The 22,342-nt window shown below is 57.1% G+C and carries 22 protein-coding genes; 14 read left to right on the plus strand and 8 right to left on the minus strand.

Features of this window, described 5'->3' with window-relative positions; all coding sequences use genetic code 11:
- Positions 1-7: 7 nt before the first annotated feature.
- The 4 genes from NWQ23_RS12485 to NWQ23_RS12500 form a co-directional block, all read right to left on the minus strand.
- Positions 8-1,336 (minus strand): UDP-glucose/GDP-mannose dehydrogenase family protein, encoded by a 1,329-nt coding sequence (locus NWQ23_RS12485; RefSeq protein ID WP_306166698.1) that lies wholly within the window; start codon positions 1,334-1,336, stop codon positions 8-10.
- A gap of 69 nt (positions 1,337-1,405) precedes the next feature.
- The gene (locus NWQ23_RS12490; protein WP_306166699.1) at positions 1,406-2,419 is read right to left on the minus strand and encodes an NAD-dependent epimerase/dehydratase family protein; all 1,014 of its coding nucleotides are present in this window, start codon (positions 2,417-2,419) and stop codon (positions 1,406-1,408) included.
- A gap of 64 nt (positions 2,420-2,483) precedes the next feature.
- Positions 2,484-3,365 (minus strand): bile acid:sodium symporter family protein, encoded by an 882-nt coding sequence (locus tag NWQ23_RS12495; RefSeq protein WP_306166700.1) that lies wholly within the window; start codon positions 3,363-3,365, stop codon positions 2,484-2,486.
- A 1-nt stretch (position 3,366) separates the two neighbouring features.
- The gene (locus NWQ23_RS12500) at positions 3,367-5,088 is read right to left on the minus strand and encodes an AMP-binding protein (protein WP_306166701.1); all 1,722 of its coding nucleotides are present in this window, start codon (positions 5,086-5,088) and stop codon (positions 3,367-3,369) included.
- Between the two features lie 176 nt (positions 5,089-5,264).
- Between NWQ23_RS12500 and phnC the strand changes: the two genes are divergently transcribed.
- The 5 genes from phnC (at position 5,265) to NWQ23_RS12525 (ending at position 9,894) form a co-directional block, all read left to right on the plus strand.
- Complete coding sequence (gene phnC, locus NWQ23_RS12505; RefSeq protein WP_306166702.1) at positions 5,265-6,077, plus strand: phosphonate ABC transporter ATP-binding protein; 813 nt, start codon at positions 5,265-5,267, stop codon at positions 6,075-6,077.
- Between the two features lie 47 nt (positions 6,078-6,124).
- Complete coding sequence (gene phnD / locus NWQ23_RS12510) at positions 6,125-7,033, plus strand: phosphonate ABC transporter substrate-binding protein (protein ID WP_306166703.1); 909 nt, start codon at positions 6,125-6,127, stop codon at positions 7,031-7,033.
- Between the two features lie 79 nt (positions 7,034-7,112).
- The gene (gene phnE, locus NWQ23_RS12515; protein ID WP_306166704.1) at positions 7,113-7,982 is read left to right on the plus strand and encodes a phosphonate ABC transporter, permease protein PhnE; all 870 of its coding nucleotides are present in this window, start codon (positions 7,113-7,115) and stop codon (positions 7,980-7,982) included.
- On the plus strand, positions 7,979-9,280 hold the full coding sequence (gene phnE, locus NWQ23_RS12520; RefSeq protein ID WP_306166705.1) for a phosphonate ABC transporter, permease protein PhnE: 1,302 nt from the start codon (positions 7,979-7,981) through the stop codon (positions 9,278-9,280). The genes phnE (NWQ23_RS12515) and phnE (NWQ23_RS12520) overlap by 4 nt, the downstream gene beginning before the upstream one ends.
- Complete coding sequence (locus NWQ23_RS12525) at positions 9,280-9,894, plus strand: chloramphenicol acetyltransferase (protein WP_306166706.1); 615 nt, start codon at positions 9,280-9,282, stop codon at positions 9,892-9,894. Before phnE (NWQ23_RS12520) ends, NWQ23_RS12525 begins: the two co-directional genes overlap by 1 nt.
- Here NWQ23_RS12525 and NWQ23_RS12530 read toward each other — a convergent pair whose 3' ends face one another.
- Together NWQ23_RS12530 and phnF are read right to left on the minus strand one after the other, a co-directional pair.
- Positions 9,895-11,085, minus strand: coding sequence for an alpha-D-ribose 1-methylphosphonate 5-triphosphate diphosphatase (locus NWQ23_RS12530; RefSeq protein WP_306166707.1), 1,191 nt, complete (start codon positions 11,083-11,085; stop codon positions 9,895-9,897). It lies immediately after the preceding gene.
- A 44-nt stretch (positions 11,086-11,129) separates the two neighbouring features.
- The gene (gene phnF, locus NWQ23_RS12535; protein ID WP_306166708.1) at positions 11,130-11,858 is read right to left on the minus strand and encodes a phosphonate metabolism transcriptional regulator PhnF; all 729 of its coding nucleotides are present in this window, start codon (positions 11,856-11,858) and stop codon (positions 11,130-11,132) included.
- A gap of 88 nt (positions 11,859-11,946) precedes the next feature.
- Between phnF and phnG the strand changes: the two genes are divergently transcribed.
- From phnG to phnN, 7 genes are read left to right on the plus strand one after another with little or no spacing between them, the layout of a single operon-like run.
- On the plus strand, positions 11,947-12,402 hold the full coding sequence (phnG, locus tag NWQ23_RS12540) for a phosphonate C-P lyase system protein PhnG (protein ID WP_306166709.1): 456 nt from the start codon (positions 11,947-11,949) through the stop codon (positions 12,400-12,402).
- Positions 12,402-12,962, plus strand: a complete 561-nt coding sequence (gene phnH / locus NWQ23_RS12545; RefSeq protein WP_306166710.1) for a phosphonate C-P lyase system protein PhnH — start codon at positions 12,402-12,404, stop codon at positions 12,960-12,962. The genes phnG and phnH overlap by 1 nt, the downstream gene beginning before the upstream one ends.
- On the plus strand, positions 12,962-14,044 hold the full coding sequence (locus tag NWQ23_RS12550; protein WP_306166711.1) for a carbon-phosphorus lyase complex subunit PhnI: 1,083 nt from the start codon (positions 12,962-12,964) through the stop codon (positions 14,042-14,044). The genes phnH and NWQ23_RS12550 overlap by 1 nt, the downstream gene beginning before the upstream one ends.
- Entirely contained in the window at positions 14,041-14,910 is an 870-nt protein-coding gene (locus NWQ23_RS12555) for an alpha-D-ribose 1-methylphosphonate 5-phosphate C-P-lyase PhnJ (protein ID WP_306166712.1), read from the plus strand. Before NWQ23_RS12550 ends, NWQ23_RS12555 begins: the two co-directional genes overlap by 4 nt.
- Positions 14,907-15,677, plus strand: coding sequence for a phosphonate C-P lyase system protein PhnK (gene phnK, locus NWQ23_RS12560; protein ID WP_306166713.1), 771 nt, complete (start codon positions 14,907-14,909; stop codon positions 15,675-15,677). Before NWQ23_RS12555 ends, phnK begins: the two co-directional genes overlap by 4 nt.
- Positions 15,678-15,681: 4 nt before the next feature.
- On the plus strand, positions 15,682-16,365 hold the full coding sequence (gene phnL / locus NWQ23_RS12565; RefSeq protein ID WP_306166714.1) for a phosphonate C-P lyase system protein PhnL: 684 nt from the start codon (positions 15,682-15,684) through the stop codon (positions 16,363-16,365).
- Complete coding sequence (gene phnN / locus NWQ23_RS12570) at positions 16,362-16,910, plus strand: phosphonate metabolism protein/1,5-bisphosphokinase (PRPP-forming) PhnN (protein ID WP_306166715.1); 549 nt, start codon at positions 16,362-16,364, stop codon at positions 16,908-16,910. The genes phnL and phnN overlap by 4 nt, the downstream gene beginning before the upstream one ends.
- Here the strand turns inward: phnN and NWQ23_RS12575 are convergent.
- On the minus strand, positions 16,886-17,563 hold the full coding sequence (locus NWQ23_RS12575; protein ID WP_306166716.1) for a DUF1045 domain-containing protein: 678 nt from the start codon (positions 17,561-17,563) through the stop codon (positions 16,886-16,888). The two genes, phnN and NWQ23_RS12575, sit on opposite strands and share 25 nt — an antisense overlap.
- 50 nt (positions 17,564-17,613) lie before the next feature.
- Here NWQ23_RS12575 and NWQ23_RS12580 point away from each other — a divergent pair, with 50 nt between their 5' ends.
- Together NWQ23_RS12580 and NWQ23_RS12585 are read left to right on the plus strand one after the other, a co-directional pair.
- On the plus strand, positions 17,614-18,759 hold the full coding sequence (locus tag NWQ23_RS12580) for an alpha-D-ribose 1-methylphosphonate 5-triphosphate diphosphatase (RefSeq protein ID WP_306166718.1): 1,146 nt from the start codon (positions 17,614-17,616) through the stop codon (positions 18,757-18,759).
- 271 nt (positions 18,760-19,030) lie between these two features.
- The gene (locus NWQ23_RS12585) at positions 19,031-20,824 is read left to right on the plus strand and encodes an ABC transporter ATP-binding protein (protein WP_306166719.1); all 1,794 of its coding nucleotides are present in this window, start codon (positions 19,031-19,033) and stop codon (positions 20,822-20,824) included.
- 114 nt (positions 20,825-20,938) lie between these two features.
- Here NWQ23_RS12585 and NWQ23_RS12590 read toward each other — a convergent pair whose 3' ends face one another.
- Complete coding sequence (locus tag NWQ23_RS12590) at positions 20,939-21,811, minus strand: glycosyltransferase family 2 protein (RefSeq protein ID WP_306166720.1); 873 nt, start codon at positions 21,809-21,811, stop codon at positions 20,939-20,941.
- Positions 21,812-22,342: the final 531 nt, after the last annotated feature.

The raw sequence follows: 22,342 nt of genomic DNA on the forward strand, positions 1-22,342 counted from the left end.
GCAAGTCCTAACTTTGAATGGGAAATGCCGATTTGCGGCCCATTCCTGTGTAGGCTTCAAACCCGGCCTCGAGCGCATAGTCGCAAGAGTACATATTGCGCAGGTCTGCCATGCGAGGAGATGCCATACGTCCTGCCATCTCACGCAGATCCAGCGCGCGGAATTCGTTCCATTCGGTCAGCAGCACAACTGCGTGCGCGCCCGCGACAGCAGCATAGGGCTCATCAAACCAGTTCACGTTGGGCAAGAGCGCTTCGCCTTCGCGGAATGCTTGGGGGTCAACGACCCTGACATTGGCACCAAGTCCGACCAAAGCAGGTACGACGGTTAGGGCAGGCGCATCGCGCATGTCATCGGTATCGGGCTTGAATGTCAGCCCAAGCACGGCAATCGTTTTGCCCCGCAAGTTTTCATCGCAAAGATCGACGATCTTGTCGATCATGAGGCGTTTGACTTCTTCGTTCACTTTGATGACGGTTTCAACGATCTGCAGGGGGCGCGCATAGTCTTGGCCGATCCGCGCCAGAGCCTTGGTGTCTTTCGGAAAACACGACCCGCCATAACCGGGCCCCGCCTGCAGGAACTTTGGCCCGATCCGGCTGTCGAAACCCATGCCGATCGCCACATCCTTGACGTCCGCGCCGGTTCGTTCGCACAGCATGGCGATTTCGTTGATAAAGGTCACCTTGGTGGCCAGGAACGCATTGGCGGCGTATTTGATCATTTCGGCTGTTTCGAGATCAGTGGTCAGCACCGGATAATCGCGCAAGGAAAGGGGGCGATAGACCTCTTGCATCACGTCCTCACCGCGCTTTGACTGCACACCGATCACCACCCGATCAGGATGCATGAAATCGTCGATTGCCGCCCCTTCGCGCAGGAATTCGGGGTTCGACACCACATCACAGACAAGATCGGGGCGCGCCTCTTTCAGCAGATCGGCAACCTTCTGGTTGGTCCCGACGGGTACGGTGGATTTGATGACAATCACGGCGGGTTTGCTGAGCGCGGCAGCAACCTCTTGTACGGCGCCAAAGACAAAGCTGAGGTCAGCATGGCCATCACCGCGCCTGCTGGGTGTGCCCACAGCGATAAAGACAGCATCTGCGCCTTCCGTTGCTGTTTTCAGGTCATCGGTAAACGAAAGCCGCCCTGCTGCCGTGTTACGCGCCATCAGGCGATCAAGACCGGGTTCAAAGATCGGCGTTTTGCCATCGCGCAACAGGGCCAGCTTGTCGAGGTTCTTGTCGACGCAGACCACTTCGTGCCCGAAGTCGGAAAAACACACACCCGATACCAGACCTACATAGCCGGTCCCGATCATTGCAATTTTCATCGTGTTCTCTTTCTTCTTGCGTGGCCTACCCGGGACCCGGTCAAACAGGGTTCGTCTTTCGATGAGATGCTATTTATCGTAGTATTCCCTATACCACGCTACAAACTGGCGGATCCCTTCGGCGACATCGGTTTGCGGGGTATAGCCGGTTAGCTGTGTCAGCAAGCCGTTATCTGCCCAAGTCTCGTGGACGTCGCCTTTTTGCATCGCCATGAAGTTCTTTTTCAAAGGTATCCCCAATGCGTCCTCAATCGCCTTGATGAAATCCATCAGCGGCACTTTGGTGCCATTGCCGATGTTAACCACACGAAACGGTGCCACAGGGCTCAGGCTATCGCCTGCGGCAATGTCATCGGGTGATGCAGGTTCTTGTGGCGGCACATCCACCAAGAGCCTGATGCCACGCACCAGATCGGCCACATAGGTAAAGTCCCGCGCCATCTGCCCGTTGTTGTAGACGTCAATGCTATCTCCGTTCAGGCCAGCCTTGACGAACTTGAACAAGGCAAGGTCAGGCCGCCCCCAAGGGCCGTAAACGGTGAAGAACCGGAACATGGTGATCGGGATCTTCCACAGATGCGCATAGCTGTGGCCCATATGTTCGTTTGCACGCTTTGTGGCGGCATAAAGTGTCAGAGGCGTATCGGTGCGATGGACCTCTTGAAACGGCATGTCCGTATTCGCCCCATAGACCGAGGAAGTGGAAGCCATCAGTAGATGCGCGACAGCATGGATGCGGGCACATTCAAGGACATTGAACGTCCCCATCACGTTCGATTCCATGTAGGACCGCGGATTTTCCAGCGAATATCGCACTCCGGCCTGCCCCGCGAGATGCACGATCACGTCAGGCTTTGCATCATCGCACACCCGGGCGAGTGTGTCGTAGTCTTCCAGATAGCCTTCGGTACAACTGAAATGCCGGTTCTGCAGCAGCTGCTGGTGCCGCCGCCGCTTGAGTTGCACATCATAGTAGTCTGTCATCGCGTCATACCCTACGACGCGAAACCCCTCATCCAGCATCAGTTGCGCGAGATGAAACCCGATGAACCCTGCCGTTCCGGTGATAAGCACTGTGCGCATTGACGTTCCCTTGATTGCGGGTTGCGCCCTGTTTTCATGGAACGCACCCGCAGGGTCAATGACCTTAGAGCAAACCGTTGGGCAAGGGTTGCTCATTCGCCGTGTTGATCCGCCGGAACCAAAGCGTCAGCATGGTCGACGTGATCACGATGAACAGGGAATAAAGAACCGGGACGGCCATGACCGCCTGCGCCTCGAGCCCGCTGAATGTGAAAGCAATGATCGCAATCGCCAATGGTCCATTCTGGATACCGGTCTCAAGCGCGATGGTGCGTGCGTTGCGCGGGTGCAGCCGCAACAGTGTTGAGAACCCGTAGCCCAGCGCGAAACCGAAAAGACCCAGCACGATAGACCCAAAGTAGGTGGCCCATGTCGTTGTCAGCAGGAATTCCCAATTGCGTGGTATCCAAGAGACGATCAGGAAGAGGATGAAGAAGATCGCAAGCATGGAACCCATGAACTCCGTCACCGCACCCACGTTCGCGTTGAACTTGCGCAGCACCATACCGATGGCCACGGGAACCAGCAGCAAAACAAGGGTCGCGATGATATTCTCGCGCGGGATATCCAGATCAAGCGCACCAGCGTAGAGCACCAAGACAATCGGGATCAGTACCACACCAAATACCGTCGATGTCACTGTCATAAGCACCGAAAGCGCCAGATTGCCCTTGGAAAAGTAAGCAAAGATGTTCGAGGTCGTCCCCCCCGGCATACAGGCCATGATCAGAATGCCGATCTTGATCGGGTCCGAAACGGGCAAGGTTGTCGCCAGAATGAATCCGATCAGCGGCATAAACCCATATTGGGAGATCACGCCGATCATCAGCCCGTAGGGCCGTTTGAGTGCGAGGATAAAATCACGCGGGGTCAGTGATGCGCCCATGCCCAGCATGATCACGAAAATCATCAGGGCCAGAATGGCCTGTTCGAGTGGTCCGACCATATCAGGCTCCCGCTTTCATCTCTGTCTGCTCTGCTCGCAGGTCTTTGCGCAGGATCTTTCCCACGTTCGACTTTGGCAGTTCGTCGCGGAATTCGACCGATTTGGGGACCTTATAGGCTGTCAGATGCTCTTTGCAGTAAGCACGGATCGCATCTTTGCTCAGCGTCGCGTCGCGCTTGACGACAAACGCCTTGACCGCCTCACCAGAGGCACCATCGGGGACACCGATCACCGCCACCTCTTCAACACCGGGATGGGCTGCGATGATATCCTCGATTTCGTTGGGGTAGACGTTGAAGCCCGACACAAGGATCATGTCCTTCTTGCGATCCACAATGCGGAAATAGCCGTCTGCGTCCATCACACCGATATCGCCCGTCAAAAGCCACCCGTTCTGGATTGTCTTTGCGGTCTCTTCAGGCTTGTTCCAGTAGCCCTTCATGATCTGCGGGCCACGCGCGATCAGCTCGCCCGCTTCACCCAGCGCGACATCGGCGCCATCATCATCAACGCAGCGCAGTTCGGTCGAAGGGACAGGGACGCCGATGGAATTCAGGCGCGTCTTGCCAAAAGGATTGAAGGTCAGCACGGGCGAGGATTCTGTCAAACCATAGCCTTCCAGCACAGGCTTTCCCGTCACTTTCTCCCACCGCTCGGCCACAACGCCTTGCAGGGCCATTCCCCCGGCAGAGGCGAATTTAAGATACTTGGGCGGCGTATCCTGAAACCAGACTTCTCCATTCAAACCATTGAACAGCGTGTTCACGCCACTCATCCACGTAATCTTGTAGTTTTCGAACGCCCGCTTGAGATTGCTCAGAGGGCGCGGGTTCGGGATCAGAATGTTGCGCGCGCCGATTGAATAGAACCCGAGGAAGTTCACGGTAAAGGCAAAGATGTGATAAAGCGGCAAGGCTGTCAGGGCGACCTCTTTGCCTTTTTCCAGATTCTGGATCAACTCCATCGTCTGTTCCATATTCATCAGGATGTTTGCGTGCGTCAGCATCGCCCCTTTGGACACACCGGTCGTCCCGCCGGTGTATTGCAGGCAGGCCACATCATCAGGGCCAATCGAACTACGGTACTCTACAAGCGCGTTATGCAGGCTTTCGTGCTTGGCCCTTCCTGCCTTGATCGCGTCAGGCAGTCGGATATGCGGCATGGTGATCGGTGTGATCGTCTTGTCCCAATACTTCTGTACTGCACCAACGATCATTCTTGGCATCGCGGGCAAGAATTCGGCGACCCGTGTGACAATGACATTCGGGATCGGATGCCCCTGCATGGCCTCGACCAGCTTGTCGGCAAACATGTCCACGATCACGATGGCAGAGGGCTCTGAATCTGCAAATTGCTTGGCCATTTCTTCCGGTGTGTAAAGCGGATTGATGTTGACCAACACGCAGCCCGCTTTGAAAACGGCCATTGCCGCGATCGGATAGCCAAGGCAGTTTGGCACCTGAATGGCAACGCGGTCACCCGCTTTCAGCCCAGCAATTTCACGCAAATACACGGCAAGCGCATCTGACATTTCATCGGCTTGCTTGAAACTAAGCGTGCCGTTCATGCCATTGGGCAGGCAGGTCGTGAATGCTGGCAGATCGCCAAAGGCAGCTGCTGTCGCGCTGACAAAATCACCGATTGTCCGGTATTGCGGGGCTTCGATACTCTTGCGCACAGACGGGCCATAAAAGGCCGTCCAAGGCCGTTCTTGATCTAGCACAGGCTTCCTCCCAAAAGCGTTCAAGCCAGATTAGCCTGTCTTCGGATTTTGTGAAGTGGTTGGTTGTGCGGTGTGACCCAACGTTTCTTTGGAGCTTGGCTGTCATGAAAGTTTCGCAAAACTGATAAGAAACTGACGCCGATCATTGGTCAGATGCCCCAAACAAGGGGTGCTGCATGCTCAAGATCACGGAACTGACCAAGAAGTTTGGTGCGAACATTGCTGTGGATCGCACAAACATTACTGTCAAACAGCCTGCCATGATCGGGATTATCGGTCGTTCTGGCGCAGGAAAATCAACATTGCTGCGCATGTTGAACTGTCTGACCGAAGCCACATCTGGCGAGATTGTCTTTGACGATTTGACAGTCACGCAGTTGCGCGGTGCGGCACGGCGGAACTGGCAATCGCAATGCGCGATGATTTTCCAGCAGTTCAATCTGGTTCCGCGCATGGATGTTGTCTCGAACGTATTGCATGGCACGTTGAACCGCCGCTCGACACTGTCGACGATGTTCAACCTCTACCCCCAGTCTGACATCGAACAGGCCATCGACATCCTCGACCGCCTTGGCATCGCAGAACATGCTCCGAAACGGGCCGAGGCCCTGTCAGGTGGCCAGCAACAGCGGGTGGCGATTGCACGTGCACTCATGCAGGACCCGCGGATCATTCTGGCAGACGAGCCGATCGCCTCGCTTGACCCGATGAATGCGCAGGTCGTGATGCAGTCCTTGCGCCGCATCCATGAAGAAGACGGGCGCATGGTCATTGCGAACCTGCATACTCTTGATACCGCCCGCCGCTATTGCGACCGCGTCATTGGCATGCGCGCGGGGCGGATCGTTTTTGACGGCACGCCAGAGCAGCTGACCACAGGTGTGGCGCGAGACATTTACGGCGCTGACGAAAACTTTTCTGAAGCTGCGACATCAACAGAAATCGAAACCCTCAACCAGCCGGCGCGCATTCCTGTCGCGGCTGTCTGATTTTCCCTTGCCCGCTGTGGGCTGTTCAACAAGAGAGACTATCGAAAATGAAGAAACTCATTGCTGCTGTACTCATGACGACTGCACTGACAAGTGCGGCATTTGCGCAAGACGCGATCACAGAGTTCAATATTGGTGTACTTGGTGGTGAAAACGCCCAAGACCGTATGACTGCAAACCAGTGTTTGGCAGACTATGCTGCTGAAGCCCTTGGCGTGCCTGTCAACATCTTCACCCCCGCCGACTATAATGGTGTGATCCAGGGCCTTCTGGGCGGCACAATCGACATGGCTTGGTTGGGTGCATCTGCTTATGCCGCGATCTATGTGGACGATCCAGACGCTGTCGAGCCTGTGCTGGTCAAGACCAACTTGGACGGCTCTATCGGTTATCACTCCATCGGGTTTGCCCGTGTCGACAGCGGCATCACCTCGCTTGAGGACATGAAGGGGAAAGTCTTTGGTTTCGGTGACCCGAACTCGACTTCCGGCTATCTGATCCCTTCGATCGAAATCCCTGCCGCAACCGGTGCCAGCATGGAGTCTGGTGACTACTTCGGCGAGGTCAAATTTACCGGCGGTCACGAGCAGACGATCGTTGCCGTGAATGCGGGAGACGTCGACGGTGGCGTGACCTGGGCTGACGGTCAGGGCAACTGGGAAGACGGTTTCAACTCTGGCGCGCTACGCCGTGCCGTCGATGCGGGTCTTGTCGACATGAACGATCTGGTTGAAATCTGGCGCTCGAACGTGATCCCGGAAGGTCCGGTTGTGTTGCGTACTGCGCTGCCCGCTGATGTGAAGGCAACAATGACAGAGCTGGTCGATGGTCTGCTCGAGCGCGATCAGGACTGTGCATACGGTGTGTCCGCCGGCGAAAGCCTGGGCTTCCAGCCTGTGACCCACGATGTCTATGAATCGATCATTGCAGCCCGTCTCGCTGTGATCGGGAACTAAGACAATCCGATTTGAGTAACCGAGCGTCGGTCCTCTGTTTTGGAGGGCCGGCGTCTTTCAATGCGTCACCGGAGTAAACATGGCCCTCGCAGATACAGCCTCGCAATCAAACCCGACCGTGTCAGAAGCCTATCTGGCGATGGTCCGGCAGAAACGGATCTTTGGCGGGATATTGCTGGCCATCTTCGTGGCGCTGATGGTGGGTGGCTTCCTTGTGGCCCAAGAGCGCAACGCCGGTGATTTCATTCCCGGACTGCCGCAGGTCCTTGATTTTCCGGCGGCTGTGGTGGCCGAAGCTTGGGAAAACCGCGCACAACTGCCTGGCTTTATCGTGCAGTTCTTTCCCTCGCTGATCGAGACGATCAATATCGCTGCGGTTTCAACCCTGATTGGCGGCTTGGCGGCGATTATCCTGTCACTGTTTTCCACCCGTGGTTTGGCGTTGTTTCCCCGCATGATCCCGGTTGTGCGCCGTTTTATGGATGTTTTGCGCGCCATCCCCGAAATCGTGATCGCGCTGGTGCTGATCTTTCTTTTGGGTGGCGGACCTGTGCCTGCCATGATCGCCATCGCGCTGCATACTGCGGGCGCCTTGGGCAAACTCTTTTCCGAGATTAACGAGAACGCAGCTCTTGGTCCGGTCGAGGGGCTTGCCTCGGTCGGTGCCAACTGGACCCAGCGGATGCTCTTGGGGGTCGTGCCTCAGGTGGCCCCAAATTACCTCAGCTACGCTTTGCTGCGTTTTGAGGTAAATATCCGCGCCAGTGCGATCTTGGGTTTCGTGGGCGCGGGCGGGATTGGCTATGACCTGCGCAATACGATCACCTTCGGTACCGGCAAGTTTGACGAGGCCGCAGCCATTTTCATTCTGCTGTTTGCAACAATTGTGACCTTTGATCAGCTGTCATCCGTTGTCCGCAACCGGCTGACCCACGGGAGAGCGCTATGACCACCGATGTTTATGTCGAGGCCGCGCGCGCGGGCCTGCGCCGCAAAAGCCTGACCGCTTACGGCATCATGGCCGCGATTGTGGCCTATCTGGTCTACATCTTCTTTGCGTTCCAGATTCCGCAGCTGCTGCGCAACGTGGATGCGGACAATGCCCGCATCCTTGTGGCGGACAGCTATAGCCATAAGGTGCATGTGACACGCGACAACCGCGATGCTTCGGTTGAGGTTTCGATCGAGGGCGAACGCAAAGGGCGCTATCCTACAGGCGAAGCACCTGAGTGGGTGACGCTGGGCCAGACGACGATCATCGATCTTGAGGATGGCCATGTGGTCAGTTTCGGGCCTGAAGAAATTCGCTATGACATTCCTGGGTATGGCCTTGTCACAGCGCGGCCGGGGGCGGATGGCGTGAACGCCACCCTGCCGTCGGGCGATGTGCCTGAATGGATCAACGCCTCAAAGAACCGTCTGGCGATAACCACCGAGGCGGGTCGCCTGACGATCACCCGCAACCGTACCGAAGTATTCCGTTACTTTGGCGGGTGGGAGCTGTTCTGGTTCACGCTTGACAGCCCCTATCACGGGCTGGGGCCCATCGCCTTGGCCTCTGCCGCCCTCAGCGGAGAGGCGGGTGCGATCTGGCAGGATTTCTGGCACAACGATATGTGGCGGCATGCCGATGTAGCCTGGGCCATCTTCGAAACAATCCTGATGGCCTTTCTAGGCACCTTTGGGGCCGCGATCATCGCCTTGCCGCTTGCATTTATGGCCGCGCGGAATTTTACGCCCTTTGGCCCGTTGCGCTTTGCCGTGCGTCGTCTCTTTGATTTTGTGCGCGGGGTGGATGGATTGATCTGGACCATTATCCTGTCGCGTGCCTTTGGGCCAGGTCCGATGACGGGCGCGCTGGCGATCCTGCTGACGGACGCGGGCAGCTTTGGCAAGCTCTTCTCGGAGACGCTTGAGAACGTCGATTCCAAGCAGATCGAAGGCGTCGCAAGCACTGGGGCCAAGCCGATGCAACGCTACCGGTTCGGCGTGATACCGCAGGTGTCGCCTGTATTTCTGAGCCAGATTCTCTATTCCTTCGAAAGCTCTACCCGCTCGGCCACGATCATCGGTGCGATCACGGGCGGCGGCATTGGCCTGCTCTTGACGCAAGCGATCATCACGCAGAAGGATTGGGAAGAGGTCAGCTATTACATCGTGCTGATCGTGATCATGGTGATTTTGATGGATTGGTTTTCGGGCATGCTGCGGCGCAAGTTGATCCAAGGCGACGCGAGCGGGCATTGATGACACGGCTGAAGCAAGACACACCCTTTCTGCATCCTGATTGCGAGGTGACAGATGCCACATTCGGACGCTACGTCGAGATCGGGCGCGGCAGCCGCTTGGCCCACTGCCACTTTGACGACTATGCCTATTGCGACCGCTATGCCGACATTGCCAATACCACCGTGGGCAAGTTTTCCAACATTGCGGCCTTCGTCCGGATCGGAGCCACCGACCACCCGATGGACAAAGCCAGCCTGCATCACTTTCACTATCGCTCTGCCGACTACTTTGACGATGCGGATCACGATGAGGCTTGGTTCGCCCACAGGCGCGGGCGGCGCACGACCATTGGCCACGACACATGGCTGGGACACGGCGCGCAGGTGCGGCCCGAGGTGACGATTGGCCATGGTGCCGTTGTCGCGGGTGGGGCCATCGTTACCAAAGACGTACCGCCGTATATGATCGTTGCGGGCATCCCTGCCGCGCCATTGCGGGCGCGCTATGTGCCCGGCATTGCAGACCGGATGATGGCGCTGGCGTGGTGGGACTGGCCGCATGAGCGCTTGCGCGATGCGCTAGAGGACTTCAGGATACTGAAGGCAGAGGCTTTTCTGGAAAAATACGAGTAGCTATTCCGCGGCCATCGCAACTGATGCGCGTTTGCTGCTCAGGCGCGTTGCCAGTGCGCCTGACAGATGTGACCAGCGGCCCGCTGCAATTGTTCCCTCGATCTGGCGTGTATCGCCATTGACCAGAACCAGATCGGCACGATGGCCCTCGGTGATCTGTCCTCTGTCAGACAAGCCCATGATCTTGGCCGGCATTGACGAGATCATCGCCCAAGCCTTTGCGAAATCCAGAACGTCGCGATCTACCAGCCTGTAGGCAGCCATCGCCAGTGACGGATAATGGTAATCCGAGACGAGCGCATGACACAGCCCTTCGCGGATCAGGCTTTCGGCCGAGACATTGCCCGATTGGGACCCGCCACGCGCAACATTGGGCGCACCCATGAGCACGGGATCACCGGAGGCTTTGGCCAGAGCTGCAGGTTCATAGCGCGTTGGAAACTCGCATATCTTTGCGCCGATGATCGCATAATAGTCGCGGGTGCGGGCATCGTTGTCATCATGGCTGCCATATCGCACCCCAAGATTGTCAAAGGCGGTCGCAAGATTGCATAGAAAGCGGGGTACCTCGGACTGACGCGCCACTGCCGCATGGACCAGCGCCATATGGTCCGGGATTGACCGGCCAGCACGGCTGGCCCAACCCGCCAGATGGCTGGAATCGTTTTTGGCCATCGCAATCGCTTCATCAAGGTGATTGTTGAAGATCACGTAGTCGACACCATAGGTGCGTATCGCTGCGATCAGCCTGTCATAAGTGTCTACCATGTGGGTTTCGCACCGGATCTGGACACGGAGATCAGTCAGGCTTTGCGGGCGATAGTCCTGGACGGAGGCAAGGAAGTTTTCGGTAAAATCCGGGCTGCGGGTGCCACCCTCCCAAGACCAGCTTTGCGCCATCCAAGCGGTGGTCACCCCGTTGCTTGCCGCATCCAGATCGACGCTGCGCAAACCCACCGCACTGGGAAAAGGTGCCGAAGGGCGCGGGGCAATGTGGCGCTCGAATGCATCACCATGCAGGTCGATGATCCCGGGCAGAACAAGGTAGCCTGTGACGTCAAGCGCGGTACTCAGATCGCCCGATTGCAATGTGATGAGACCTTCGCGCACCCCCACAGAACCCTCTTGGAGTTGCTCTTCGATCAAGACGCGACCGCCGGTCAGGCGCAAGCTTTCGATTGTTGTTTGCATGGGTGCTCTACCAATTTTTCCTGCATCCATAGCGTGTTATTGTATCAATCGCGTGACGACGCTTCTTCACCACCAACTGTCAACGTGACCCTGTCGCCTGCAAACCACGTGGTCCCGTACTCTATTGGTGCGCCATCAAGATCGTGGTTGATGCTGGTGGTCCGCAAGATTGGTGCACCCTCTTGAATGCGCAAGTGCACAGCTTGGATGAAAGTGGCGGACTTCGCGGTCAGCCGTGTTTCGGCTCGTGTGTAGTCGGCTACACCATGACGCGCCAAGGCTTTGGTCACAGATGTAAGTGCGGCAATGTCGCGTGGAAGATCGGGAAAACGGGCGGCAGGAAAAACACTCGTAAAGAGCGCGATAGGCTGGTCGTCTGCGAGCGAAAGACCGCTATAGACATGCACCTGCGCGTCGGGCGGTAGTCTCAGGGCGCTGCGTTCTTTCTCGTCCGCGCCGCGTGTTTCAAGTGACAGCACCTTTTTGGTTGGTATCCGTCGTGCCGCCGTCAGGTTTTGATGAAACCGCACCCGCCGCCCGATCGGATAGACCGTGGGCGTCATCGCCACAAAGGCACCGGCGCCGCGGCGCGTGATAATCAACCCTTCCTCGGTGAGCGCCTTCAGCCCATGCCTCACGGTGTGTCTGTTGACACCAAAGCGCTTTGCGAGCGCTGCCTCGGTCGGAAGTTTGTCGCCGGGCGCATAGTGATGGCTGGCAATCTCGTTGCGCAAGGTATCGGCAATGGCGGCCCAGAGTGCTGACGTTGTCATGAAAAATTCACACGGTTGGGGATTGGCGTTCAGAGATGTTCACTGTAGTATTTGTCTAGTTGTATAGACTACTCGAGAAGGTGTCTAGATGAAGTTGGATCAAGATCGCATCACAGCCCGCAAATCGTGGATGGGCCTTTTGGCCAAAGCGCCTGCGGCTGAGTTGTCTGCGCTTTGGGGCGCATTGGGTACATCACCCACCCATCGCGTGCTCCGCGCGCCAGAGATCGGGGGTGTCATGGTCAGAGGGCGCGCAGGGGCGATCGGCGCGGCCTTCAATCTGGGTGAAATGACAGTGACCCGTTGTTCCGTCGTCCTTGAGGACGGTACGGTCGGACATGCCTATGTCCAAGGACGTGACAAAGGCAAAGCGACGCAAGCGGCACTCGTCGATGCGCTGATGCAGACCGCCGCTGCCGCCCATGTCGAGCAAGTGATCCTTGCGCCTTTGCGTAAAGCTGCCGCCGAGACCAAAGCAAAACGCGCGGCCAAGGCTGCCGCAACGAAAGTAGATTTCTTTACAATGGTGCGAGGCGAAGACTGATGCAGACTGTCGCAATCGAAGGCGGGTTCTTGGATGGCCCTGTCCAATCTTCCAGGGCCTTTCGCCAGATCATGAATGCGCTCGCGCGGCCCGGTACGATTTGTGCGCTTGACGGGGCAGAACCGCCCGCGCCCTTGTCTATCGCAGCTGCCACTTTGATGCTGACTTTGTGCGATCACGAGACCCCGATCTATCTGGGCGATGGCTATGACACATCAGATATCCGCCAGTGGATCACCTTTCATACCGGGGCTTCGATTGTGGCGCCGCAAAAGGCAGCTTTTGCCATTGGAGACTGGAACGGGTTGCCATTGGACCAGTTCCCTATCGGCACACCCGAATATCCGGACCGGTCCACAACCGTGATTGTGGAATGTCCCGCACTTGTCGCGCAAGGTGCGACGCTTTCCGGGCCGGGGATCAAGGCAAAGGCCGCTTTGTCACTGCCAGAGCTGAAGGCCTTTCAGCGCAATGCAGCGCTCTTTCCTTTGGGCCTCGATTTCTTTTTCACTCACGGCAACCAGATCGCTGGTTTGCCACGTACCACAAAGGTGACCTGATGTACGTTGCAGTAAAGGGCGGCGAGCGCGCGATTGATAACGCACATGCATGGCTGGCCGAAGAACGGCGCGGTGATACGGCAGTCGCAGATCTGTCGGTCGCGCAAATTCGCGAACAGTTAAGCCTCGCTGTCAATCGGGTCATGGCCGAAGGGTCGCTTTATGATGCAGACCTTGCAGCGCTTGCGATCAAGCAATCACGTGGTGATCTGATCGAGGCGATCTTTCTGATCCGCGCCTACCGGACGACCCTGCCACGGTTTGGTGGATCGCTGCCTGTCGACACAGAGGACATGGCCTGTGATCGGCGCATCTCGGCGACGTTCAAGGACGCGCCGGGCGGGCAGGTCTTGGGGCCGACCTTTGACTATACGCACCGTCTGCTGGACTTCAAACTTGCCGCTGACGGCGAGATCGGTGAAGTGCCTCAAGCGCCGGCGCGTGACACCGCCACGCCGCATATCATGTCATTTCTGGACCGCGAGGACCTTATTCAGCCAGAGCCTGCGGGTGAGGCCACCCCGCCGGATTTGACCCGCACACCGCTGGAGTTGCCTGCGGACCGTGCGCTTCGGCTGCAAGCCCTGACGCGCGGCGATGAGGGGTTTATCCTTGGCATGGCCTATTCGACCCAGCGTGGCTATGCGCGCAACCACGCCTTTGTCGCCGAACTGCGCATCGGGACCGTGCCCGTCGAGATGGAAATACCAGAGCTTGGCTTCAGCATCGACATCGGAGAGATCAATCTGACTGAATGCGAGACCGTCAATCAATTCCAAGGTTCCAAGACAAATCCACCGCAGTTTACGCGTGGCTATGGTCTTGTCTTTGGCATGTCGGAACGCAAAGCAATTTCAATGGCCTTGGTGGACCGCGCCTTGCGCTGGAAAGAGTTGGGCGAGGATAACGTGGGCGCGCCGGCACAGGACGAAGAATTCGTGCTTTATCACGCCGACAATATTCAGGCGACGGGTTTTCTCGAACATATCAAGCTGCCGCATTACGTCGATTTCCAATCCGAGCTTGAATTGATCCGCAAGCTGCGCCGCGAGGCGACACAGATGCAGGAGGCTGCCGAATGAGCGCGTATAATTTTGCCTATCTGGACGAGCAGACAAAGCGCATGATCCGCCGCGCGATCCTCAAGGGGCTTGCCATTCCGGGATATCAGGTCCCCTTTGCGAGCCGCGAAATGCCAATGCCCTATGGTTGGGGCACGGGTGGTGTACAGGTGACAGCCTCGGTTCTGATGCCAGAGGATACGCTCAAGGTCATTGACCAAGGTGCGGACGATACCACCAACGCCGTTTCGATCCGGCGCTTTTTTGAACGGACGGCGGGCGTCGCCGTCACAGAGGCGACGGTGGAGGCGAGCGTGATCCAGACCCGCCACCGCATCCCCGAAGAGCCGCTGCAAGCAGGGCAAATTCTGGTCTATCAGGTGCCAATCCCGGAACCGTTGCGGTTTCTTGAACCCTCAGAGGTTGAGACCCGCAAGATGCATAGTCTTGAAGAATACGGCCTGATGCATGTGAAGCTTTACGAGGACATCAGCCAGCATGGAGCGATTGCTACGGCTTACGCCTATCCGGTCAAGGTCGAGGGGCGCTATGTGATGGACCCTTCACCGATCCCGAAGTTCGACAATCCCAAGCTTGAAATGGAAGCGATCCAGTTGTTTGGCGCAGGCCGCGAGCAGCGCATTTATGCGATCCCGCCTTTTACGCAGGTCGTCAGTCTCGACTTTGATGACTATCCTTTTGCGCCGACGAAAGCCGATCACGCCTGCGATCTTTGCGGGGCTGAAGACAGTTATCTGGACGAGTTGATCGTGGATGACGCAGGCGGACGCATGTTCATGTGTTCCGACACAGATTACTGCCTGACCCGTCGCAAGGCTGGCCATATCGGGGCGCAGGGTGTCCCTTACGAGGAGGCGAGCGTATGACCCCGCTTTTGCAAGTTGAAAAGGTCTCGAAATACTACGGCCGGCGTATCGGCTGTGCGGATGTGTCCTTTGACCTTTATCCTGGCGAAGTCATGGGGATTGTGGGCGAAAGCGGGTCAGGTAAATCCACCCTGCTTAGCTGTCTTGCGGGTCATCTTGTACCGGACAGCGGGGCTGTGCGGTTTGATACCCGCGCCGACGGTCTGCGCGACACCGTGACGATGAGCGAACCAGAGCGCCGCATGCTGGGGCGCACGGATTGGGCCTTTGTTCATCAACATGCCCGTGACGGCTTGCGCATGAACGTCAGTGCGGGCGGCAATGTCGGTGAACGCCTGATGGCCGTGAACGCGCGCCATTACGGCGAAATCCGCGATAAGGCCATTGACTGGCTTGGCCGCGTCGAGATCAGCGACGACCGGATTGACGACCGCCCGACCGCTTTTTCAGGCGGGATGCAGCAGCGTTTGCAGATTGCCCGCAATCTGGTGACTGGTCCACGGCTGGTGTTCATGGATGAACCCACGGGTGGCCTTGATGTCAGCGTGCAGGCCCGCTTGCTGGACCTGATGCGCGGCTTGGTGCGCGAGATGAACCTGAGCGCCATAATCGTCACCCACGACCTTGCAGTGGTGCGGCTTTTGGCGGACCGGCTGATGGTAATGAAAGACGGGCATATGGTGGAAACCGGCCTGACTGACCAAGTTCTTGATGATCCGCAACATGCCTATACGCAGTTGCTGGTTTCCTCTGTCCTACAGGTATGACGCGATGATCAACGTTCGAAATGTGACCAAGTCCTTCACGCTGCACAATCAGGGCGGTGTCGAGATCCCCGTCGTCGTGGGGGCCAGTTTTCAAGTCGCAGCGGGAAGCTGTGTCGCTCTGGTCGGCGCGTCAGGCGCAGGTAAATCGACGCTGATGCGGATGATCTATGGCAACTACCTCACGCAATCCGGTCAGATTATTGTGGGCGACACAGATGTCGTGCAGGCACAGCCACGAGAGATCCTCAAGCTGCGGCGGGAAACGCTGGGCTATGTCAGCCAGTTCCTGCGCGTTGTGCCACGGGTTTCAACGCTGGACGTGGTGGCAGAACCGCTCTTGGCCACAGGTCATGCGAAAGCAGAGGCCATCGCGCAGGCGGCTGCCTTGCTTGCGCGTCTGAACATCCCCGAACGTCTATGGACGTTAAGCCCTACGACATTCTCGGGTGGAGAGCAGCAACGTGTGAACATCGCACGCGGATTTGCCCACAGCTATCCGGCACTTTTGCTGGATGAACCCACGGCAAGCCTTGACCCGATCAATCGCGCAACGGTGCTTGAGATGATCCAGGAAGCCAAAGCAAGAGGTGCGGCCATCATCGGTATTTTCCATGATCAGGCGGCGCGCGAGGCGATCTGTGATCACCTGATCGATGTGACCGCTTATGCCCCAAGGTCTGCGGCATGACCGGCCTATTCATCGCAGTTGTGGGCCCTTCTGGCGTGGGAAAAGACAGTGTCATGGCCGGATTGGTGGCGGCCCATCCAAACTATGTCCTCGCGCGGCGAATGATCACGCGCCCGCAGGATGCAGGCGGCGAGGATTTCACCGAAACAACCCGAGAGGCTTTTGCAGAACTGGCGGCACAAGAACACTTTGCGCTGCATTGGGAATCGCATGGTCTGTCATATGGAATCCCCGCATCAGTGCGGGCTGATCTGGACGCAGGCCGGGATGTGCTCGCCAATCTGTCGCGGTCGGTTCTGGACAAGGCTGTGCAACAGTTCCCGACGTGCCGCGTTGTGAACCTGACTGCCTCTGCCGAGGTTTTGGCGCAGCGGCTTTCAGGACGCGGCCGTGAAACTGCGGAACAGATTGGTAAGCGCCTTGCGCAGGCCGACCGCGCCATTCCCGAAGGTATCACCAGTTTCACAGTTTCCAACGAAGGCCCGCTGCAACAGACAGTCGCGCAGATCCACCGCGCGCTTCAACCGGTCAGTTCTGCGCGGTGAAGCTGGTGGAATTTTCCCGCTGTATCCTGTCCCATCAAGGTGATTGCATCCAAGACGGGCACGGCTGGCAAAACCGGCGCGATCAACGCCGCCAAATGCGGTCTTGCGGCATCCAGCGTCGCTTGGTCCAAAGATCCCGACAAGGTCATGTGAAAGTGGAAATCTTCAAAGATAAACGGATAGCCCCAAGCCAGCATTTGCGCATCTTGCCTGGCCGTCAGGCCCGCCTGGCGGCGCCGCGCGATATCGCTTTGCGTCAAAGGGGCGCGAAAATGATCAAACCCTGTGACAATCTCGGCCACACCATTTTGCAAAACGGCCTGATCTCCGGTCGGTCGCAATGCCAGAAACCCGTGATCCGTGACCAGTTTGAATGGGCCCAAAGGTATGGCCGCATGGTTGGCGGCAAAGTCAGCGACCGCAGCGCGCAATTGCGCCTCTGTAAAGTTATCGGCCAGTCGAAAGGGTGCTTTCAGAGTCGCGTGAAACCCGTACTTGCGGGGGGTTGCGGTCAGCAAGTCCATGTCCACGCCCGCCACGGCGGGATGGGGGACCAACGCACCTTTGGCGCTGTCCCAACCCAACCAAGCGGCACCAAATGCGGCAAACGCAGCCTCATGAGGCGTGTAGAATATGGCGTAGCGATCAAACATCGAAATCTCCTAAAGCTTCACGGCTTTTCCCAGAGTAAAGCGACACTTGCATGACACAGAACCTGACACTCGCAAACGCACGATTGATCTTGGAAGACGAGGTCGTGGCTGGTGCCGTGCATATCAAAGATGGCGTGATCGCCGATATAGCGCCGGGAACAGCCGTGCCGAAAGGGGCCATTGATCTTGAGGGCGATTACCTTTCGCCGGGATTGGTGGAATTGCATACAGACAACCTCGAACGCCATTTGTCCCCCCGTCCAAGGGTAAACTGGCCGCACCGCGCGGCTATTCTGGCGCATGATCGTGAACTGGCGGGTTGCGGCATCACGACGGTCTTTGACGCGATCCGCGTTGGGTCGATCATGTCGAAAGAGGGTAATCACGACAACCGCTATGCGCGCGCCTTAGCCGATGAACTCTTGCTCATTCGTGGCAGTGATGCGCTGAAAATCAGCCATCACCTGCACCTGCGGTCCGAGATTTGTTCAGAAACGCTTTTGGAAGAACTGGACGAATTCGGGCCTGACGACCGTATCGGTATTGTCTCGATGATGGATCACACACCCGGCCAGCGGCAGTTCAGCGACCTTTCAAAGTACAAAGCCTATGTTTGCGGAAAGCATGGCCTCGACGAACGGGCCTTTGATGCGCATGTGGCATTTCTCTATACGCTTCGTGGCAAGTTGGGTAACGCGCATGAGGATGCGACCGTTCTGGCGGCCAAACGCTATGGTGCGACGCTGGCCAGTCACGATGATACAACAGCCGGACAGGTTGAAAAGAGCCGGTCCCATGGGGTCACCCTTGCCGAATTCCCAACGACGATCGAAGCCGCAGAGGCCTGCCACAAAAGCGGGATCGCTACAATCATGGGCGCACCCAATATCGTGCGCGGGGGATCACATTCGGGCAATGTCTCTGCGATGACTCTGGCAAGGGCAGGGTTGTTGGATATCCTGTCATCAGATTACGTCCCCTCCGGCCTTCTTTCAGCGGCCATCATGTTGCATGGGGAATGGAACGATTTGCCCCGTGCGATGGCGACGGTCACAAAAAACCCTGCGGCAGCCGTAGGCTTGCACGATCGTGGTGTCATCGCTCTGGGCTTGCGTGCGGATTTGGTGCGTTTCCGTCTGCGAAGCGGTGACGTCATGGTCCAATCCGTCTGGGCCCAAGGGCGACAGGTGAGCTGAAAAGCGGACACCTCCGCCCTGCCGATCGCGCAAGAGAAGACCAAAACAGGCCTTCCAGTAAGCCAAGAACAAAGGATGTTCAGGGCAACAGTCCATGTTATTCCCGCTTGCAGACGTGGTGATTGGTTAGATGTAGCTGAACCAGATACCCGTTCCAGATCGTAGGACGTGTCATTTTTTGATGGACATACGCGTGGACCCTCCCCCTCAAAACTGTTACGCGTGCCCTCATGCGTATCGGCGGAAGGGCTGAATAGTATAGTGAAGATCAATGGCTAATAGATTGAAGTGGCACGAACGCTGGCTGGCGCGTCTACCGGCAGATCGGTTACTCACGCGCCTGTTGCTCGAAAGTTTTCAGGAGCACCGTTGGAAGTATCTCGCTGCCTCCGGCGCAATGGTGTTGGTTGCGATGGCAACTGCGGCCTCTGCATGGATGATGGGCCAGATTGTAGATGCGCTTTCTACTCCTGAAAATCGCGGCCAAGTCATGGCGGTAGGAGCCGGTGTCGCGATGGTTTTCACCTTTCGTGGTACGGCGATGTATATTCAGGCCGTATTGATGGCGCGCGCAGGCAATCGGATTGTCGCGCAAAAGCAAATGCAGATTTATCACCGGATGTTGGGTCAGGGGGTGGCGTTCTTCAACACGAACCAGTCGTCTGATCTGCTGCTCCGGGTCACCAAAAGTGCCGAAGCTGCCCGCCGCGTCATAGACACGATCGTGAGCGGCTTTATTCGCGATTTGTTGACACTGGTCGGACTTCTTTTTGTCATGTTCTACCAGCAGCCGGTACTTTCATTGGTGAGCCTTGTTGTCGCGCCAATTGTCGTTCTTGGTATCCAGCGCATCCTGAAACTGGTGCGCGAAGTGATGAAGCAGGAAATGGCGGGTCTTGGCGAGATCATTAAGGTCGTTCAAGAAACCTCTATGGGTGCAAGGGTGGTAAAGGCCTTTGGGCTGGAACCGCGTATGGCCAACCGGATGGAGGCTGCGGTCCGTCAGGTCGAAGACCGCAACAATCGCATGATCCAATTGCAATCCGCTACGATGCCGCTGCTTGATACAGTGGCGGGGCTGGCGATTGCATCCATTGTGATTCTAAGCGCGGTGGATATTTTCGGCCAGACGCCGGGCACCGCAGGGCAATTGATGTCTTTTGTCACCGCCTTTCTGATGTCCTACGAGCCTGCAAGCCGCCTGTCCAAGATGCGGGTTGTCATCGAAAGCAGCATGATCGGCGTTCGGATGATGTATGAACTTCTCGACACACCCCAAACCATGCTCGAGAACCCTGATGCCGTGCCTTTGGAGTCCGGACCGGGCGCTGTCGCATTGGACAAGGTCAGCTTTGCTTATGGCAATGGTGAAGAGGTGCTGAAGTCGGTGCAGGTCACTTTCCAACCTGGCAAGACCACAGCGCTGGTTGGCCCTTCCGGTGGTGGCAAATCAACCTTGCTCAATCTGATTCTGCGGCTTTACGATCCGACCGAAGGCGCTGTCATGATCGACGGGCAGGATATCCGGAATGCGACTTTTGTGTCCTTGCGCGAAAAGATTGCTTTTGTTGGGCAGGATACGTTCCTGTTTGCGGGCACGGTCATGGACAACCTGCTGATGGCGCGGACAACCGCCACCGAAGAGGAAGCCATCGCAGCCGCCAAGGTCGCTCATGCGCATGAATTCATCGAGAAGCTTCCCGAAGGCTATGACACTGCGATTGGCGAAAATGGGTCTTTCTTGTCTGGTGGCCAGCGCCAACGCTTGTCGATCGCGCGCGCGGTTCTGCGGCAAGCGCCAATCCTGCTGTTGGACGAAGCGACCAGCGCGCTTGATAGCCATTCAGAGGTTCTGGTGCGGGATGCGCTGGAAAACATCACACGTGGCGTAACAACGATCGTCATCGCGCATCGCTTGTCCACAGTGATGAACGCCGACGAAATCTGCTATCTCGAAGCAGGCGAGATTGTCGAACAAGGCAGCATCGGTGAATTGCTTGCCGCCAATGGCAAGTTCAAGGCGCTCTATGACGTGCAATTCGGCGGGCAGACAAGTGACATTTGATCTAGGGTCAGCACTCACCGCCAGAATATGACGGCTGCAGCAAGGGCGCAGTGGAAGCCTGACATCTTGGAACGCGTGCCTGGCATGGTGACACTGCCGCAAAGCGTCTGCTGTTTACGACAGTCCCAGGTAATAGCGCCAGGCTAGGCTGGAACGCTGTTGTCGGAGTGAACGCGCGAGCGCGACCTCGCCATTCGCCTCTGCAAAGCGCGCGCAATTCGTTTTGGCCCTACGCTGGCATTTCATACGGAACTTGCGTCCATAGCGCCGATAAATCGCGTCATGCTTTGCGAAAAGAGCGTCATATGATCTCGCAATCTCGCTCGCGCTGCGCCCGGCATGTTCTTTATTGTAAGCACATAACGCGGTGGTGTCGTCTGGCTGAATCAACCTTCCACCATATGCGACGAAGCGCAGGAAGAAATCCAAATCCTGCAATCTGGGAAATGCCGCATCGAAAGTCCCGACAACGCGCATCGCGGGCGCCGGTGCAAGAATTGTCCACAGATAGGCCCTCAGATGTCTTCCCAAGAGCAAAGCCTTGGTGGCATCGCCATCTGTTTGCTGGGTGATCTCTTTCGGCGCTTCGCCTGCCTCTCGCCATTCATAGCTACACGTCGCCCAGCAATCGTTGCTGTCCTTGGTAATGCCCGCAGATTTCAAAGCAGCAAGTTGTCTTTCCGTTTTCTCGGCAAACCATTCGTCACCGGAATCGAGCCACGCGACAAAGTCACTATCCATATGATCCAGCAGAACATTGCGCGTGTAGGGGCGACCACGGTTCGCCTTATTGGCAATCAGGTTGTAGGGCAGACCAGATTGATCCAGCAATTCGGCCAACCGATGCGCGTGTTGCGGTGCGCTACCGTCGTCGACAGCGACGATCCGGAGTTGCGGCAGGATGGTCTGCGCCTTGATCGAGGTAAGCGTCTTTGCGAAGCCGTCGCTGTCGTTGTAAAAAGGGATCAGTACGTCGACAGTTTCCATCGGGTTTCCATCTCTTGGCAAAGGCCACCTGCGCTATTCACCATGTGTTGCACAGGTTCCCGCGCAAATTAAGTAACTCTTTGCAAATGCTGATGGAACTTAGTTGCTTCGGACTGCCCCGTTTAGACCACAGCGGGTCGCCGGTCGCCAAGCGCGGAATGGGCGCGCTTGCAATATCGCTGTGCATTCGCTTGCCAACGCCGACAAGCGCCTTTGATCTGGTCATCCAGACCGGCGCTCGACAGTATCTTGTCCAGTGTTCGGCCAAGGCCGAGCATCCAGATGGGAATGGTGAACTGCGCCGGCCGGTTCGCCCATTGTCAGCTGATGGGATGGTCCTAAAATGCGCAAAGCCCTTCGGGTGCGATAAAGAATTTGAGTGAGATTTCCGCCGTTTCAGCAGAATTCGGCCCGAAAGCTTGCGGGACTTTCTGCAAGCCTCTGCACAAGGCCCTGCAAATAGAGCATATTTTTCAGGTGTTTTTGGTGACCCCGGCAGGATTCGAACCTGCAACCTGCCCCTTAGGAGGG

Origin of the sequence: Yoonia sp. (assembly GCF_030731595.1) — a bacterium.
GTDB lineage: Bacteria > Pseudomonadota > Alphaproteobacteria > Rhodobacterales > Rhodobacteraceae > Yoonia.

Coding starts and splice junctions, on each gene's coding strand:
- phnH (WP_306166710.1), top strand. CDS start 12,402: ATGCAGACTGTCGCAATCGAAGGCGGGTTCTTGGATGGCCCTGTCCAA.
- NWQ23_RS12575 (WP_306166716.1), bottom strand. CDS start 17,563: ATGTTTGATCGCTACGCCATATTCTACACGCCTCATGAGGCTGCGTTT.
- phnC (WP_306166702.1), top strand. CDS start 5,265: ATGCTCAAGATCACGGAACTGACCAAGAAGTTTGGTGCGAACATTGCT.
- NWQ23_RS12495 (WP_306166700.1), bottom strand. CDS start 3,365: ATGGTCGGACCACTCGAACAGGCCATTCTGGCCCTGATGATTTTCGTG.
- phnF (WP_306166708.1), bottom strand. CDS start 11,858: ATGACAACGTCAGCACTCTGGGCCGCCATTGCCGATACCTTGCGCAAC.
- NWQ23_RS12580 (WP_306166718.1), top strand. CDS start 17,614: ATGACACAGAACCTGACACTCGCAAACGCACGATTGATCTTGGAAGAC.
- phnL (WP_306166714.1), top strand. CDS start 15,682: ATGATCAACGTTCGAAATGTGACCAAGTCCTTCACGCTGCACAATCAG.
- NWQ23_RS12530 (WP_306166707.1), bottom strand. CDS start 11,085: ATGCAAACAACAATCGAAAGCTTGCGCCTGACCGGCGGTCGCGTCTTG.
- phnE (WP_306166705.1), top strand. CDS start 7,979: ATGACCACCGATGTTTATGTCGAGGCCGCGCGCGCGGGCCTGCGCCGC.
- phnG (WP_306166709.1), top strand. CDS start 11,947: ATGAAGTTGGATCAAGATCGCATCACAGCCCGCAAATCGTGGATGGGC.
- phnN (WP_306166715.1), top strand. CDS start 16,362: ATGACCGGCCTATTCATCGCAGTTGTGGGCCCTTCTGGCGTGGGAAAA.
- NWQ23_RS12490 (WP_306166699.1), bottom strand. CDS start 2,419: ATGCGCACAGTGCTTATCACCGGAACGGCAGGGTTCATCGGGTTTCAT.
- NWQ23_RS12525 (WP_306166706.1), top strand. CDS start 9,280: ATGACACGGCTGAAGCAAGACACACCCTTTCTGCATCCTGATTGCGAG.
- NWQ23_RS12585 (WP_306166719.1), top strand. CDS start 19,031: ATGGCTAATAGATTGAAGTGGCACGAACGCTGGCTGGCGCGTCTACCG.
- phnE (WP_306166704.1), top strand. CDS start 7,113: ATGGCCCTCGCAGATACAGCCTCGCAATCAAACCCGACCGTGTCAGAA.
- NWQ23_RS12550 (WP_306166711.1), top strand. CDS start 12,962: ATGTACGTTGCAGTAAAGGGCGGCGAGCGCGCGATTGATAACGCACAT.
- phnD (WP_306166703.1), top strand. CDS start 6,125: ATGAAGAAACTCATTGCTGCTGTACTCATGACGACTGCACTGACAAGT.
- phnK (WP_306166713.1), top strand. CDS start 14,907: ATGACCCCGCTTTTGCAAGTTGAAAAGGTCTCGAAATACTACGGCCGG.
- NWQ23_RS12590 (WP_306166720.1), bottom strand. CDS start 21,811: ATGGAAACTGTCGACGTACTGATCCCTTTTTACAACGACAGCGACGGC.
- NWQ23_RS12555 (WP_306166712.1), top strand. CDS start 14,041: ATGAGCGCGTATAATTTTGCCTATCTGGACGAGCAGACAAAGCGCATG.
- NWQ23_RS12485 (WP_306166698.1), bottom strand. CDS start 1,336: ATGAAAATTGCAATGATCGGGACCGGCTATGTAGGTCTGGTATCGGGT.